The following is a 14,644-nucleotide window of genomic DNA, read 5'->3' on the forward strand; positions in this document are numbered from 1 at the left end:
ATGGGCATGAACACGCAAGGCCGTCCCACCCGCATGGCCGAAAACATCCAGACCGGCGGCTATGCCGATACGGTCTCGGGCAGCCGCGGCCTCGACCAGGCCGAACCGCTGATCTTCGAGCGCGGCAATCTGGAGCATTGCGGCGTCGACCTGCCGGAGCCCCGGACTGGTTCCGGCGCCCCGAAGAGCCGCCTGGGCGGTCTGGAGCGCCAGGGCGAGATCGGCCTGCCGGGCCTCGCCGAGCCGGAGACGATGCGCCACTATGTGCGCCTGTCGCGGAAGAATTACGCCATCGATCTGGGCCTCTACCCGCTCGGCTCGTGTACGATGAAGCACAATCCGCGGCTCAACGAGAAGATCGCCCGCCTGCCGGGCTTTGCCGATGTACACCCGCTGCAGCCGGCCTCGACGGTGCAGGGCGCCTATGAGCTGATGGGCGAGCTGGCCCACTGGCTGATGACGCTGACCAACATGCCCGCCGTAGCGCTGTCGCCGAAGGCCGGCGCCCATGGCGAGTTCTGCGGCATGATGGCGATCCGCGCCAAGCTGGATGCCGACGGGCAGACCCATCGCCGCCGCGTACTGGTTCCGGAAAGTGCCCATGGCACCAATCCGGCAACAGCCGTGCAGTGCGGCTTCGTGTGCGACGAGATCCCCGCCGACAAGACCGGCCGGGTCGACATGGAGGCCTTCAAGGCCAAGCTGGGCGACGATGTCGCCGGCATCATGCTGACCAACCCCAATACCTGCGGTCTGTTCGAGCGGGATATCCGCGAGATCGCCGACCTGATCCACGAGGCAGGCGGCTATTTCTACTGCGACGGTGCGAACTTCAACGCCATTGTCGGCCGGGTGCGCCCGGGCGATCTCGGCGTCGACGCGATGCACATCAACCTGCACAAGACCTTCTCCACGCCGCATGGCGGGGGCGGTCCCGGTTCGGGCCCGACCGTGCTGTCGGATGCGCTCGCGGCCTTCGCGCCGGTGCCCTACGTGGTCAAGGATGGTGAGACATGGAAGATGGTCGAGCATGCCGCCGAAGCCGAGGGCGAGCCCTTTGGCCGGATGGCGGCCTTCCACGGCCAGATGGGCATGTTCACCCGTGCGCTGACCTACATGATGAGCCATGGCTCTGACGGTCTGAAGCGCGTTGCCGAGGATGCGGTGCTCAACGCCAACTACATCCTCGCCCGGCTGAAACATGTGATGACGCCGGCCTTCGAGGGCAGCTGCATGCACGAAGCCCTGTTCGACGACCGCTTCCTCAAGGATACCGGCGTCTCCACACTCGACTTCGCCAAGGCGATGATCGACGAGGGCTATCACCCGATGACCATGTATTTCCCGCTGGTCGTCCACGGTGCCATGCTGATCGAGCCGACCGAGACCGAATCGAAGGGCGGGCTCGACCGCTTTGTCGACGTGCTCGAGGCGCTGGCCCTGGCCGCAAAGTCGGGCGAGAGCGAGCGCTTCCTGGCGGCTCCGGTTCACGCCCCGACCAAGCGTCTGGACGAGACCCGTGCGGCCCGCCAGCCGGTGCTGCGCTGGACGCCGGACAGTGGGGCTGCCGCAGCGGCGGAGTAGTCCTGCCCCGTGGCGGAATGTCGCGGCCCTTCCCTGGTAGAGGTCCGGCACTGAAAAAACACCGACGCCCCCGCTGACATCCGGCGGGGGCGTTACTATTTTATGCCTGCAGCCATGGGTGAGGCGGTTCCGCCGCTCAGTGTGCGCTGCAATACGCGGCAAGATACCAAGCCGCCAAGGAAATGCCGCCCCGGTGTGAGAACCGGTGCGCAGATGCAACAACCCGCTGCTGACTCCGGGCCGCTGCCTGAATTTCGGCTTTTTTGTCTCGCATTGGGGTCATGTTTACGCGTTTAGTGTTGTCTGTCCCGATGGGTGCCCCTCCCTCATGCGGCACCCCACGAACGGGGCGGGTTGGAAGATGGTCACGGCGATGAATGAATCCCTCAATGGATGGGCCCAGCGGAATGCCTTCGGTGCGATTGTCGTGCTGATCATCCGCACTGTCTGCGTCGCCGTCGGGCTGGCGCTGATCGCGCTCGCCGTGCCGATCGGCTTCCTGACCCCCTTCATCCCGATCGGCCTGCCGATGGGCCTGCTCGGCCTGGTGCTGGTGGCAGCCGCGTCGAAGACGCTGCACACCTATATCACCAACACGCTGCGCCGCTTCCCCTGGGTGTGGAAACGCGTCCGTTTTGCCTTCGGCGAGAAGGAGCCGGCGGAGTAGTTCCGCCGCCCCTCATTCGAATTCAAGCCTGAAACCATTGTGCGCCCGGCGCGAGAGATCGCGCGGGATACCGGCTTCGCTGGCATACTGGTCCCAGCGGGCTGCGGCCTGCAGGATATCGTCCAGCATGCCGCGCAGCTGTGCCGGCTTGAAATCGGCATAGCGGCCGAACTCGACAAGATCTGCGAGGGTGAAACCGTCAGTCTTGCCGGCGAGCGACATCTGGTGCTGCGACGTCCAGGCCCCGCCCGGATTATAGGCGTAGACGACGTCGAAGGCCGGGGCGAGCGACCAGTTGCCCGCCTTGTCCATCAGGAAGGCGATATTCTTCACATGGTCGTCCTGGTTGCGGATGACGATGTTGAGAAGCGCCCGGCGCACCATCTGCTCCATCGCCGCGCGGCCCAGGCCGAGCAGGCGCAGGGTCTCGATGGCCTGTTCATACGCATAGGCGCGTGGCTGGTTGTAGTCGAAATGGCGCATCGCCCCCAGCGACTGCATGTGCAGCTTGCCGCCGCCGGGCGTGCGGTCAAAACGCCGTGTCATGAAGTGGGCGCGTCCGCCTTCCTCGTGCAGCCGGCATTCGCTCATCTCGATCCCGGCGTCCACGGCGAGGCGGTAGCAGGCATATTCCAGCCGGCCATAGCCCTGCGGATCGGCGATCTCCTTGTCGGCATTGCCGCTGACCCCGTCGAACTTCAACAGCCAGTGTTCAAATCCGTCCGGCAGGTCGAGCTGACCGGAGCGGAATTCTCCGCTTTCCCGGTTCCAGGCCAGCACCGCCTTGGCGCGGGCACCGCCGGCCGAGGTGCCGACACGCAGGATGTCCTCCATCACCCGGTGATCATCGCCGCCCGTCAGCTGCCCTTTTACCTCCAGGCGGCTGCGTGTCATCCGGTCGGCCAGTTCGACGAGCGCGTCGATATCGAGCGGACGGCCGCGGCCGGACGGAGCGATGCTGGACGGTTGGAATTCCAGCGCGCCCATGCCGCGTCGGCCGGTATAGCAAAGCCGCTCAACCGGATCGAACTCGCCCGGTGCGCGGCCCTGTTCGGCCAGCCAGCGGTCGATCAGCAGATTGCCGAACTTGTCCGGCAGGCTGTCGGCGAGCAGGCCGGGCAGGCCCTTGAACGTATCGCGGGGCAGGGCGGGAAATTCGAACACGCCCGTGCGCAGCGGCATGGTGAGCGGGGCGACCTCGATGCCCGAGCGGGTAAAGGCGGGGACGTATTCGAACGTGCCGATCTGCCGCCGGTCGTCCCACAGCACGGCGCCGATCCGGCGGCCCCACAGGATGACATCGGCGCGGGTCATGTGTCGTCCGCCCCTTCGCGCCAGGTCCAGGGCGTGTCCGGTTCTTCGGTTCGGCGCCGTACGCGCTGCCGCGGCGGTTGCGCGCCGCTTCTTGTGTCCAGCGGACTGGCCGTGGCGTCGGGAATGACATCCAGCAGACGATAATCGATCTCGAGCGCGCGGAGCAGGCGGGCAAATGTGTCCAGCGTGCCGTTCCCATCGGTCTCCAGCCGGCGCAGCGTGCGCGCAGAAATGCCGGCCCTTTCGGCAAGCTCTTCCTGCTTCAGCTGCCGCGATATCCGGTAGGCTTCCATCCTGAGACCCAATTGCTCCAGCAGGCTGGAGAGCGGGCCGTTATCAGTATCATCCAGAACGGACATAATTGTCCTCTAATCGCTGACAAGAACGATAAGTGGACAAATATGTCCTTTTATATGCGTTGTCAATAACCAGAAAAAATCGTCCGATAACGCTGATTTAGAGGAATAAAAGGACAAATTTGTCCGTTTTCAATATGGGGCAAGAAAAAGCCCGCGGGAAACCCGCGGGCTTTGCAATCTCGAAATCCGGAAAGAGCCTAGTTCAGCTGTTCGCCAACGGCCTTGATGTCGGCATCGACGATCTTGTTGAGATCGGTCTTCTTCAGCTTGGTCTTGAGGATTTCCTCGGCCGCGCTGGCCGCCAGCTCGGCCGCAGCGGCCTTCACTTCGGCTGCCGCGTGCGCCTCGGCCTGGGCAATGCGCTGTTCGGCAAGCGCCGTACGGCGTTCCAGGCGCTCGGTCATTTCCTTGCGCGCTTCCGCCTTCAGCGTCTTCGCCTCGGTCTTGGCCTGGGCGATGATGGCTTCGGCTTCGGCCTCGGCTTCGCGTTGCTTGCGCTGATAGGAGGCCAGCATTTCCTGGGCTTCCTCGCGCAGGCGCTTGGCTTCTTCCAGCTCCGACTTGATCGCGTCGGCGCGGTCGTCCAGCGTCTTGGCGATGGTCTTGTGGACGCCGAAATACCCCAGCACCGCAAAGAAGGCGATGAAGGCCAGGAAGGCGTAGAAGGTCGGATCGGACGGCTGGGCCGCGAACCACTCGCCCGAGAACAGGGCCGGGCCGTGGCTGGTGGCACCGTGAGCGGCGTCTTCAGCGAACAGGGTCATCTTATGCCTCCTTCGCCTTGATCAGGCCGTCCACCGTCTTGCCGGCATCGGCTTCGGTGATCTCGACACCCGCCAGCGCTTCGACAGCGGCCGCCGTGGCGGTCGCCGCGATACCGCGGACTTCGGCGAACGCCTTGTCCTTGGCCTTGCGGATGGCGGCCTCGGAGGCGTCCTGCTTGGAGGCCAGCTCGGCTTCCACTTCAGCCGTCTCCTTGGCGATCTCGGCATCGAGCGCCTTGCGCGTATCGGCCGCGATCACGTGCGCCTTGGCACGCGCTTCGGCCAGCGCCTTCTCATAGGCTTCACCCGCAGCTTCGGCATCGGCCTTGGCCTGGGCAGCAGCATCGAGATCGTCGGCGATACGGTCGCGACGGTCTTCGATCGTCGTCTTGATCTTCGGCAGGATAAAGCGATCGAGCGCGACGTAGAGAATCACGAAGAAGATCGCCAGCCAGAAGAGCTGGGACGCGAAATAGGTCGGGTCGAACGGCGGGAACACAGCTTCCGCAGCGCCGTGCGCTGCTTCGGCCGCGTGCTGTGCGACGTCAGAATGCGGTGCATGCGTCATGGGACGCGGGCTCCCTTGGAAAGGTGGAGCGAAAACGGGAGCGGCCGGATCCGGATGAGCCGGCCGCCTCCGGTATGATTTAGGCCACGAACAGCAGGATCAGCGCGACCAGCAGGGAGAAGATGCCCAGCGCTTCCGTCACGGCGAAGCCGAAGATCAGGTTGCCGAACTGCGACTGAGCCGCAGACGGGTTGCGCATGGCACCCTGCAGGAAGGAACCAAAGATGTTGCCCACGCCGACAGCAGCACCCAGCATGCCGAGGCAAGCGAGACCGGCGCCGATGTATTTGCCCATTTCTTCCATTTGAAAACTCCTTCGAGGATATGTCTGGCAGTTGGTTGGGTTGGACTGTGACGTCTGCGGTCTAGTGACCCGGGTGCAGAGCGTCGGAAAGGTAGATGCAGGTCAGGATGGCGAACACGTAAGCCTGCAGGAAGGCGACCAGGAACTCCAGCGCCGTCAGGCCCAGCGTCATCGCGAACGGTGCGATGCCGAGGACATAGCCGCCCACGCCGAGACCGGCGCCGAGCATCACGATGAAGCCCGCGAAGACTTTCAGCAGGATGTGGCCGGCCAGCATGTTGGCGAACAGACGCACCGAGTGGCTGATCGGACGCGAGATAAAGGAGATCACCTCGATCAGCGACACGAAGGGCAGGATGTAGCCCGGAACGCCGGACGGCACGAACAGTTTGAGGAATTTCGGGCCGTTCTTGAACACGCCATAGATAATGACGGTCAGCCAGACCAGCATCGCCAGGGCCACGGTCACGATCAGGTGGCTGGTGATGGTAAAGGAGTGCAGGCCCGGTCCCGGGAAATACGGGAACATGCCCAGCATGTTGGCGACCAGAATGAAGATGAAGAGCGTGAAGACGAACGGGAAGAAGCGCAGCGCGTCCGGACCGGCGGTCGAGCGCAGCATGTCTGCCACGAACCCGTAGATGATCTCGGCCACCGACTGGGCGCGGTTCGGCACCAGGGCGCGGCTGGACATCGCCAGCATGAACAGCACAACGGTCAGAACCGTCGTCAGCATCATGAAGAAGCTGGAATTGGTGAAGGCCAGATTCAGGCCGAAAGCTTCGAACGGAACCAGCTCGTGAACTTCGAACTGCTTGATCGGGTTGGTGTCTGCCACGCCCGGCCTCTCTTCAATCGCTATTGCGGCCAGGGCCGCGATTCTTCCGGCAGAGCCCGGTGCGCCTAGCGCTCCTGCGACTCCGAACTGATTTCCTGCGCAGCCCTTACGACATTCAGCGTACCGGCTGCAAACCCAAACATCGTTCCGGCAATCAGCCCCCAGGGCGAAATGCCGGCGAAATGGTCGAGGGCAAAGCCCAGACCCCCGCCAACCAGAACCCCGCCAAAGAATTCCGACCCGTAGCGCATTCCCAGCTGCCAGGCAGATCGCTGGGCGTTATCCGGTTCCGGTCTGTACTTCTCACGCCGCGCATCGATGCGCTGCTGCAGGGAGTCCAGATCGGCTTTGGATGGGTCGCGCGGGCTTTCGTCTTTGCGTGACATGACTGTCCGGTCTGCCAACGGAAGAACAGCCCCCCGCAGGCGCGCGCACACTATCCACGGCCCCCCGGCAAGTCAAGCAAGGGTGCAGGCGATTTAACCTGCTGAAATAAAAAGATAAAATGCCTATTCGGCGGCGATGAGTTGTTCCGCGCCCACCAGGTCGACCGAGACCAGCTGGGAAACGCCGCGCTCGGCCATGGTGACGCCGTAGAGCCGGTCCATGCGCGACATGGTCAGGGCATTGTGGGTGATCACCAGGAAACGTGTCTCGGTCAGCCGGCGCATCTCGGCCAGCATGCGGCAATAGCGGTCGACATTGGCGTCATCCAGCGGTGCATCGACCTCGTCGAGCACGCAGACCGGCGCCGGATTGGACAGGAAGACCGCGAAGATCAGGGCCGAGGCGGTCAGCGCCTGTTCGCCGCCGGACATCAGCGACATGTTCTCCATCTTCTTGCCCGGGGGGCAGGCCATGATTTCCAGGCCGGCTTCCAGCGGATCGTCGCTCTCGGTCAGCCGCAGCTCGGCATGGCCGCCCTCGAACAGGGTGGAGAAGAGATTGCGGAAATGCCCGTCGACGATATCGAAGGCTTCGAGCAGGCGCGCGCGGCCCTCGCGGGACAGCTCGTCCACCGCCTTGCGCAGGCGCGCGATGGCCTCGATCAGATCGTCCCGCTCGCGCGTCATTTCTTCCATGCGCTGGCTGAGTTCCTCGGCTTCCTCATCGGCGCGCAGATTGACCGCACCGAGCCGTTCGCGGCCCTGACGGGCCTCGTCCAGACGGCGCTCCAGTTCGGCCGGGGTCAGTTCGGAAATCTCGTCTTCGTCGACCCGCTTGGACAGCGTGCCCGGTGCCTCGCCGGTCGCGTCCTGCAGGCGCTCGGTGGTCTCGTTGAGACGTTCCTTCGCTCCGCTCAGGCGGGCTTCGGCCGCGGCGCGGCCTTCGCGTGCGGCGGAAGCAGCGGCTTCGGCCTGGCGGGCGGCACTGTCGGCTTCCTTGACCTGGCCTTCGGTGGTCGAGGCGGCTTCGCGGGCTTCTTCCGCAGCGCGTTCGGCGGCCTGCACCTTGCCGGTCAGGGCGAGAATCTTTTCCTGCAGCACCTCGGGCTTCGCCCGCGCCTCATCCAGCGCCTTGCCGGCCTCTGCCGACTGGCTCTCGATATCGGCGATGCGGGCTTCGGCCGCCTTGCAGCGCTCCGCCCAGGCATCATGATCGCGCTTGAAACCCATGCGGCGCTGACGGCGCAGCTCGCCTTCGCGGCGCACACCGTCGAGCCGGGCCCGGGCATCGGCTGCCGCTTGGCGGGCTTCGTCGGCGGCTTCGCGGGCCGCATCCAGGGCCTCGGTATCGCCATCGCTGGCTTCGGCCTCTTCCAGAACCGCCTGCGCAGCCTCGCGGCCGGACTGCGTCTCGGCCTGTTCGGCAGTCAGCCGTTCGATCCGCTCCTTCAGCGCTGTGGCCCGGGCGGCATCCTGGGCGCTTTTCTCGCGCAGGGACGAGACGCGGGCGAGGGCATCGCGCGCGGCCCGGTCGGCCGGACCGATCGCGGCGCGGGCCGATTGTTCGCCAGCGCGGGCGGTTTCCGCGGCGGTGCGGGCGGCGGCCTCGGCCGTACGGGCTGATTCGTGGGCTTCGGCCGTGTCTTCCAGCTCGGCGCGGACGGCCTCCAGGCGATTGCGGTTTTCCAGGCGGGCAACAGCGGCGGAAGGCGCGTCGGCCCGCGCGACCAGCCCGTCCCAGCGCCACAGATCGCCGTCGCGCGTGACCAGGCGCTGGCCCGGTTTCAGTTTCGCAGCCGCCTCGGCGGCCTTTTCCGGCTTGATCACGCCGATCGCATCCAGCCGCGCCTTCAGTGCCTTGGGCGCTTCGACGTGGTCGGACAGGGGCACGCAGCCGCCGGGCAGCATCTCGGCCTTCACGCCGGCTTCCGACCAGTGGCGCGATGCCGACGGATCGAGCGAGGCTTCCAGATCGTCGCCCAGTGCGGCAGCCAGCGCCTGCTCATAGCCCGGCCGGGCGCGCACCGCGTCCAGCGCCGGCGAGACGGTTTTCTGCATCGACGCGGCGAGCAGCCTTTCCAGAGCCTGGGCTTCCCGCTCCAGCCCGTCGCGGGCGGAGGCCATTTCGCGCCAGGTCTCGGTGGCGGTCTCCAGCGCAGCATCGGCCGTCTGGCGCTCGGCTTCGGCCGCTTCCAGCCGCGCGCGTGCCTCGGTGAGGGCGGTCTCGGCCTGTTCGGCATCGATTTGTGCGGTCTCAAGCTCGTGCAGGGCGGGCGAGGCTTCCAGCCGTTCGCGCTCGTCATTGGCACCATGGATCTCGCGGGCGATCTGCTCCAGCCGCGTCTCGAACCGGCCCAGATCGCGCCGCGCGGTCTCGATGGCGGCCCGCTTGTCGGCGGCTTCGCGGGCGCGTTCGTCCAGTTCGGCCTCGGCGGCGAGGCGTTGTTCCTCGGTGGTTTCCGCGGCCGACCGGGCCGCGTCCAGACTGGCGCTTTCGCGCTCGATTTCGGCGTCGAGGCCGGCGATGGCCTTGGCCGCCTCGTCACGGCTGGCCTGGGCATCCTCGACGATCTGCCGTTCGCGGCCGGTGGCCGAGGCAAGTTCCTCCAGGCGTGCTTCCAGGCGTTCGATGGTGCGCTCGATCTCGGCGGCGTCACGCTCCAGCAGATCGCGTTCGCGTTCCAGGCGGCGCAGGGCCGCGGCGGCCTCGGCTTCGGCCTGGCGTGCCGGTTCGCGGGCCGCCGCCAGGATTTCGGCCTGGGTACGGGCTTCTGCCGCGGCGCGGGTCGCGGTCTCGGCGGCGTCGCGCTTGTCGGTCAGTTCCGCTTCGGCGGTGTCGACGGCGGTCGCCGCCTCGCGCCAGCGATTGAGCCAGACGGCGGCTTCCAGGGCGCGGATCGAGGCGGAGAGCTGGCGGTAGCGCGAGGCCTGGCGGGCCTGGCGTTGCAGCGCGCCGTGGCGGGAAGAGATATCGTCGATCACCTCCTGCAGCCGGTCGAGATTGGCTTCGGCGCCTTTCAGGCGCAGCTCGGCTTCGTGCCGACGCGCCCGCAGGCCGGAGACGCCGGCCGCTTCTTCCAGGATGCGGCGGCGATTCTGCGGCTTGGCGGCAATGAGTTCGGAGATCTGGCCCTGGCGCACAAGCGCGGGCGAATTGGCGCCGGTGCCTGCATCCATGAAGAGGAGCTGGACATCCTTGGCGCGCACTTCCTCGCCATTGATCTTGTAGGCCGAACCGGCCCCGCGCGTGATGCGGCGGGTGATCTCGAGACTGTCGGCATCGTTGAAGCGCGCCGGGGCGAGCTTGTTCTCATTGTCGACGGTGAGCACGACTTCGGCATGGTTGCGCGAGGGGCGGGCGTCGGTGCCGGAGAAGATCACGTCTTCCATGCCGTCGCCGCGCAGCGACTTGGCCGAGGTCGCGCCCATCACCCAGCGCAGGGCTTCAAGCAGGTTGGATTTGCCGCAACCGTTGGGTCCGATCACGCCTGTAAGGCCCGGATCGATCCGCAAGTCGGTGGGATCGACGAAGGATTTGAATCCGGCCAGCCTCAGCTGTGTGAACTTCACCCGACCTCCATTGCGCCGCCTGCCCACTCTTGTAGCGGAGGATTGCGGCGCTTTCCTGATGCGATTCTAGTTTTCCGAATCGGACTCGTTCAGGAAGTGAAGGATGATTCGGCGGAAGGAGTCTTCGTTCATTTGGCCGGGAGCCCTTTCCCCATTGAGAATAAGGGGTTCGTCACCATAGTAGAAGAGCGGACCTTCCCCGCGATTGGTGCCGATCAGGACATCGCCGCCAATCAGAAAGGCCGGCGTGCCGGGGATTTCGTACTCGACCGACTGCTGCGCAGACGCATTGAGCGCCTCATTCATCGCCGGGTCCTGCAGGCAGCCCATGAAGGCTTCCGGCGTGAGACCGACAGCACCGGCAATCCGGTTATAGACACCCAGCACATCGCCGCCGGCACGCGCCGTGTCGAACAGGCTTTGCTGCTCGGCGAACAGCAGGTCGACGGCATCGAAAAAGCGGTCTTCCGGTGCGCATTCGGCCAGGATGGTGCTGGCGGCGGCGAGCTGGACCGGATTGGTCAGCATGGGCCGGAATACCCAGCGCACCCGGCCGGTATCGACGAACTCCTCCTTCACCATCGGCCACACGGCTTCCTGGAAATGGGCGCAGTGCGGGCAGGCAAAGGAGGCGTATTCCACGATCAGCAATGGCGCGTCGGGATCGCCCAGCGCGTGGTCGTCGGCGGTTTCGGCCTGGCCGGGATGCTGGCCCAGCGCCGCCGGAACGGCGAGCAGAAGCAGGGCCAGCCCGCCGGCGATGCGGTTGAGAAAGCCGGTCATTCGGCGGTCTCGCCGGCTTGCGCCAGGAGATGGTCGATCAGGCGGGTGAAGGTTTCCGCATCGGCCAGACCCGGCAGCGGCTCGCCATCGATCATCACCTGCTCGCCATCGAGGAAATAGGTGTACTCCGTCGCACCCGGCGCGCGGCGCGCTTCCAGCATGCGGCCGTTGAAGATGAAGCGCGGCGTACCGTCCACGCCGTCAGCAATCGCACGGTCGTGCGCGGCGACGATCGACTGGTTGATCTCCTCATTGTTGAGACAGGCGATGAAGTCCTGCTCGCTCAGCCCCATCGAGCGGGCAATGGCGAGATACTGGCCGCGGGCGCTGCCCTGGGTCTGGGCGGCCTGGAAGATCGCGCGCTGCTGCTGGAACAACAGGTCGACCATGTCGAAATAGCGCTCTTCGGGCACGCAATGGGCGAGCGAGAAGCCGGCGATGGCGAATTGCGGCGAGCCGGTGATCATCTCGCGCAGCACATAGCGCATGCGGCCGGTCTCGATGTAGTTTTCCTCGATCGTCGGGAAGACTTCCTCGTGGAAGGCTGCGCAGTGCGGACAGGCGACCGAGGAATACTCGATCATCGTTACGGCCGCGTCCGCATTGCCCATGCCGCGATCGCTGGCGCGCTCATAGCGGGACTGGCCCTCGCCGGGCGCGTCGCCACCACCGCAGGCACCCAGGACAAGGCTCGCCGTCAGGGCGGCTGCGGAAAACACACGTCGTGTCAGGTTCATCGAAGGGCTCTCCCCGAGAAATTGCCGGTTGTCCGCACGGCCCCGTCCCGTGCGGTCTCGCCGCAGCTTAACCGCTCAGGCGGGGCAGTTGCCACCACCTCGCTCAGATTTGATCAGCGTTTCTCAGGATCAACCGCCGGCGGACTGCGCCAGAAGATGGTCGATCAGGCGCGAAAACGTCTCCCCGTCCTGGCGGGCTGGCAGCGGTTCGCCATCGATCACCACCTGCTCGCCGCCGAGGAAATAGGTCGGCTGGGACGCCCCCGGTGCATTGCGCGCTTCCAGAAGCTCGCCATTGAAGGCGAAGTTCGGAGTGAGGCTGATGCCCTCGGCCAGCGCGGCCTCGTGCGAGGCGACAATGGCGCTGTTGATCTCCGTATCGTTCAGGCAGGCATCGAGCTGTGCTTCGCTCAGCCCCATCGACCGGGCAATTGTGACGTAGCGGGCGCGGACATTGCCGCCGCTGCGGGCGGTGTCGAAGATCGCCTGCTGCTGTTCGAACAGAACGTCGATCGTGTCGAAATAGCGCTCTTCGGGCACGCAGTGCGCCAGTGCAAAACCGGCGACGGCGAATTGCGGCGGGCCGTTCAGCATTTCGTGCAGCACCACGCGCATCTGGCCGGCCTCGATATAGGGCTCCAGCGCCGGATAAACCTCGTCATGAAAGCGGGCGCAATGGACGCACGCGACCGAGGAATATTCCGTCATCGTCACCGGCGCATCCGCCGAACCGAGGCTGCGGCCTGTTCCGGCCATCGTGCCGCCGCCTGCATTGTCCGAAGAATTGCCGCAGGCGGCCAGCGCCGTGGCTGCCGCCAGGGCGGTGGCGGTGAAGATGCGTCGTGTCAGTGTCATGTGTCCCCCGGGATATGCCTGATGCTACGGCTCGTCCCGGCGGTGAATCGCGCGGGAAAACCGGTCGAGCGCCGACAATAGCCGCGCTTCCGGCGTTGTCGCCTCTGTCTCGCCGGTGTGTGATGAAGATTGCAGCTTTTTCACGCTCGCCGCGGGGGCGTCGGCGGCACGGCTGGCCTGTCCCTGCACGATGCGCAGCCGGGTCGGGGCCCGGTCGCCGGAATGGGTGCGGATGCGCTCGAGAATCCGGCGGCTCTCCGCCTGCAGGATGGCCCCCGCGGGGCCGCGTGCCTCTATCACCAGCGTGCTGATACCGCCGCTGCGCTGGACGGTTTTCGGCGTGCTCCAGTCGGCCAGGCGCTTGCCGACTATTTCCGGCCAGTGTTCGCGTAACTGCTCCACACCGATGCCGAATTGCCGGGTCAGGGGTTTCAGCACCCGTTCGGCCGCCCGCCCGGCGGAGGGGGCGGGCTGGATGGCCCGCCGGCCGCGGCGGCTGCCGATATAGGCGCTGGCAGCGGCTTCCAGTGTTGACGAGGTCGGTTTGCGCTTCATGCTGCGCACTCTCGCCGCGAAGCGGCCCGCCTGCAAGTCCTGCCCGCAAGTCCAGCCTGTAAACCCGGAAGGTTTCGATGAGCGCATCCCTTTCCCCGCGACAGGATATCGCCCGCCTGCGTTCGGCGCTGCTGGACTGGTATGACCGGGAAGGCCGGACGCTGCCCTGGCGGATCCGTCCGGAAGACCGCGCGGCCGGCCGCGTCGCCGATCTCTATGCGATCTGGCTGTCGGAAATCATGTTGCAGCAGACCACGGTGCCGCACGCCACGCCCTACTGGTTCCGCTTTCTCGACCTCTGGCCGCGCGTGGAAGACCTGGCGGCCGCACCGCGCGAGGATGTGATGCGGGAATGGGCGGGCCTGGGTTATTACGCCCGGGCGCGAAACCTGCATGCCTGCGCCATCCACGTCGCCGAGGGACTGGGCGGCGTGTTCCCCGACGCGCTGGACGGGCTGAAAGCCCTGCCCGGGGTGGGTGAGTATACTGCGAATGCCATTCTGGCCGCCGCTTTCGACAAGCCGGCCAGCGTGGTCGACGGCAATGTCGAACGTGTGATCACACGGCTCCATCGGGTCCAGACACCGCTGCCCAGGGCCAAGCCGGAAATACGCCGCCTGGCCGCCGCTATCGCCTCGCCGGACCGGCCGGGCGATTATGCCCAGGCGATCATGGATCTCGGCGCCACCGTCTGTACGCCCCGCGCGCCGGACTGTACCGCCTGTCCCTGGGCCTTTGCCTGTGCGGCCAGCGCCGAAGGCGACATGACGCGCTATCCGCTGAAGGAAAGGAAAAAGCCCAAACCGGTGCGTCTCGGTACCGCCTGGCTGGTCAGGGGCGAGCAGGGGCTCTGGCTGCGCCGGCGGCCCGACAAGGGCCTGCTCGGCGGCATGGTCGAAGTGCCCTCGACGCCCTGGGCGGAGGGACCGCCGGATGAAGCGCCGCCTTTCGAGGCCGACTGGGTCTCGCGCGGCGAGGTGCGCCACGTCTTCACCCATTTCGAGCTCCGGCTCGACGTGCGCGAAAGCGCTCCCGCCCCGGACTGGCAACCGGAAGACGGCTACTGGGCCGCCGAAGACAAGTTGGACGAAGAGGCCTTGCCCAGCGTCATGCGCAAGGTCGTGAAGCTGAGGCGATAAGACGAGCGCCGTCCTGGGAGAGGGGGCTGAAGTGACGACCATCACCTAAAATATGCAACCCCCCCCTTTTTCCCGGCCGGACGCCCGGCGAAGGCCGGGCGGAGTGCCGGGATCGACGGGAAGCTCATCGCTTGGAATGATCTTCGGTCGATCCCGGATCTGCAGCCCGCTTCCGCGGGCCTCCGTCCGGGAAAAATGTATAGGGTAGAAGAGAGAGTGAG

General features: G+C 66.0%; 15 protein-coding genes. 3 read left to right on the plus strand and 12 right to left on the minus strand.

Annotated elements, in window-relative coordinates:
- Both gcvPB and ABJO18_RS08550 read left to right on the plus strand, forming a co-directional pair.
- Nucleotides 1-1,584, plus strand: a complete 1,584-nt coding sequence (gene gcvPB / locus ABJO18_RS08545; RefSeq protein WP_348508694.1) for an aminomethyl-transferring glycine dehydrogenase subunit GcvPB — start codon at nucleotides 1-3, stop codon at nucleotides 1,582-1,584.
- Between the two features lie 373 nt (nucleotides 1,585-1,957).
- On the plus strand, nucleotides 1,958-2,251 hold the full coding sequence (locus ABJO18_RS08550) for a hypothetical protein (protein WP_271187319.1): 294 nt from the start codon (nucleotides 1,958-1,960) through the stop codon (nucleotides 2,249-2,251).
- 12 nt (nucleotides 2,252-2,263) lie between these two features.
- Here ABJO18_RS08550 and ABJO18_RS08555 read toward each other — a convergent pair whose 3' ends face one another.
- The 12 genes from ABJO18_RS08555 to ABJO18_RS08610 all read right to left on the minus strand — a co-directional run bounded on the left by ABJO18_RS08555 (nucleotide 2,264) and on the right by ABJO18_RS08610 (nucleotide 13,284).
- A complete protein-coding gene (locus ABJO18_RS08555) occupies nucleotides 2,264-3,565 on the minus strand; it encodes a type II toxin-antitoxin system HipA family toxin (protein WP_348508695.1) in 1,302 nt (433 codons plus the stop codon).
- Complete coding sequence (locus tag ABJO18_RS08560; RefSeq protein WP_348508696.1) at nucleotides 3,562-3,924, minus strand: helix-turn-helix transcriptional regulator; 363 nt, start codon at nucleotides 3,922-3,924, stop codon at nucleotides 3,562-3,564. The genes ABJO18_RS08555 and ABJO18_RS08560 overlap by 4 nt, the downstream gene beginning before the upstream one ends.
- A 197-nt stretch (nucleotides 3,925-4,121) precedes the next feature.
- Complete coding sequence (locus ABJO18_RS08565) at nucleotides 4,122-4,688, minus strand: F0F1 ATP synthase subunit B (RefSeq protein WP_348508697.1); 567 nt, start codon at nucleotides 4,686-4,688, stop codon at nucleotides 4,122-4,124.
- A 1-nt stretch (nucleotide 4,689) separates the two neighbouring features.
- The gene (locus ABJO18_RS08570) at nucleotides 4,690-5,256 is read right to left on the minus strand and encodes a F0F1 ATP synthase subunit B' (RefSeq protein ID WP_348515834.1); all 567 of its coding nucleotides are present in this window, start codon (nucleotides 5,254-5,256) and stop codon (nucleotides 4,690-4,692) included.
- Between the two features lie 79 nt (nucleotides 5,257-5,335).
- A complete protein-coding gene (locus ABJO18_RS08575) occupies nucleotides 5,336-5,560 on the minus strand; it encodes a F0F1 ATP synthase subunit C (RefSeq protein ID WP_203294954.1) in 225 nt (74 codons plus the stop codon).
- A 61-nt stretch (nucleotides 5,561-5,621) separates the two neighbouring features.
- Nucleotides 5,622-6,398 carry a F0F1 ATP synthase subunit A gene (locus tag ABJO18_RS08580; RefSeq protein WP_348509198.1) on the minus strand — a complete coding sequence of 259 codons (777 nt, stop codon included), beginning with the start codon at nucleotides 6,396-6,398 and terminating at the stop codon, nucleotides 5,622-5,624.
- 65 nt (nucleotides 6,399-6,463) lie between these two features.
- Nucleotides 6,464-6,784 carry an AtpZ/AtpI family protein gene (locus tag ABJO18_RS08585; RefSeq protein WP_348509197.1) on the minus strand — a complete coding sequence of 107 codons (321 nt, stop codon included), beginning with the start codon at nucleotides 6,782-6,784 and terminating at the stop codon, nucleotides 6,464-6,466.
- A 123-nt stretch (nucleotides 6,785-6,907) separates the two neighbouring features.
- Nucleotides 6,908-10,354, minus strand: a complete 3,447-nt coding sequence (gene smc / locus ABJO18_RS08590) for a chromosome segregation protein SMC (protein ID WP_348515835.1) — start codon at nucleotides 10,352-10,354, stop codon at nucleotides 6,908-6,910.
- 66 nt (nucleotides 10,355-10,420) lie between these two features.
- Entirely contained in the window at nucleotides 10,421-11,137 is a 717-nt protein-coding gene (locus ABJO18_RS08595) for a thioredoxin domain-containing protein (RefSeq protein ID WP_348509179.1), read from the minus strand.
- Nucleotides 11,134-11,874, minus strand: coding sequence for a thioredoxin domain-containing protein (locus ABJO18_RS08600; RefSeq protein WP_271187310.1), 741 nt, complete (start codon nucleotides 11,872-11,874; stop codon nucleotides 11,134-11,136). Before ABJO18_RS08600 ends, ABJO18_RS08595 begins: the two co-directional genes overlap by 4 nt.
- A gap of 129 nt (nucleotides 11,875-12,003) precedes the next feature.
- Nucleotides 12,004-12,729, minus strand: coding sequence for a thioredoxin domain-containing protein (locus tag ABJO18_RS08605; RefSeq protein WP_348509178.1), 726 nt, complete (start codon nucleotides 12,727-12,729; stop codon nucleotides 12,004-12,006).
- A 24-nt stretch (nucleotides 12,730-12,753) separates the two neighbouring features.
- The gene (locus ABJO18_RS08610) at nucleotides 12,754-13,284 is read right to left on the minus strand and encodes a DUF721 domain-containing protein (RefSeq protein WP_348509177.1); all 531 of its coding nucleotides are present in this window, start codon (nucleotides 13,282-13,284) and stop codon (nucleotides 12,754-12,756) included.
- A gap of 77 nt (nucleotides 13,285-13,361) precedes the next feature.
- Here ABJO18_RS08610 and ABJO18_RS08615 point away from each other — a divergent pair, with 77 nt between their 5' ends.
- Nucleotides 13,362-14,423, plus strand: coding sequence for an A/G-specific adenine glycosylase (locus ABJO18_RS08615; RefSeq protein ID WP_348509176.1), 1,062 nt, complete (start codon nucleotides 13,362-13,364; stop codon nucleotides 14,421-14,423).
- Nucleotides 14,424-14,644: the final 221 nt, after the last annotated feature.

Source organism: Maricaulis sp., from assembly GCF_039978735.1.
In the GTDB taxonomy this organism is placed as follows: Bacteria; Pseudomonadota; Alphaproteobacteria; order Caulobacterales; family Maricaulaceae; genus Maricaulis.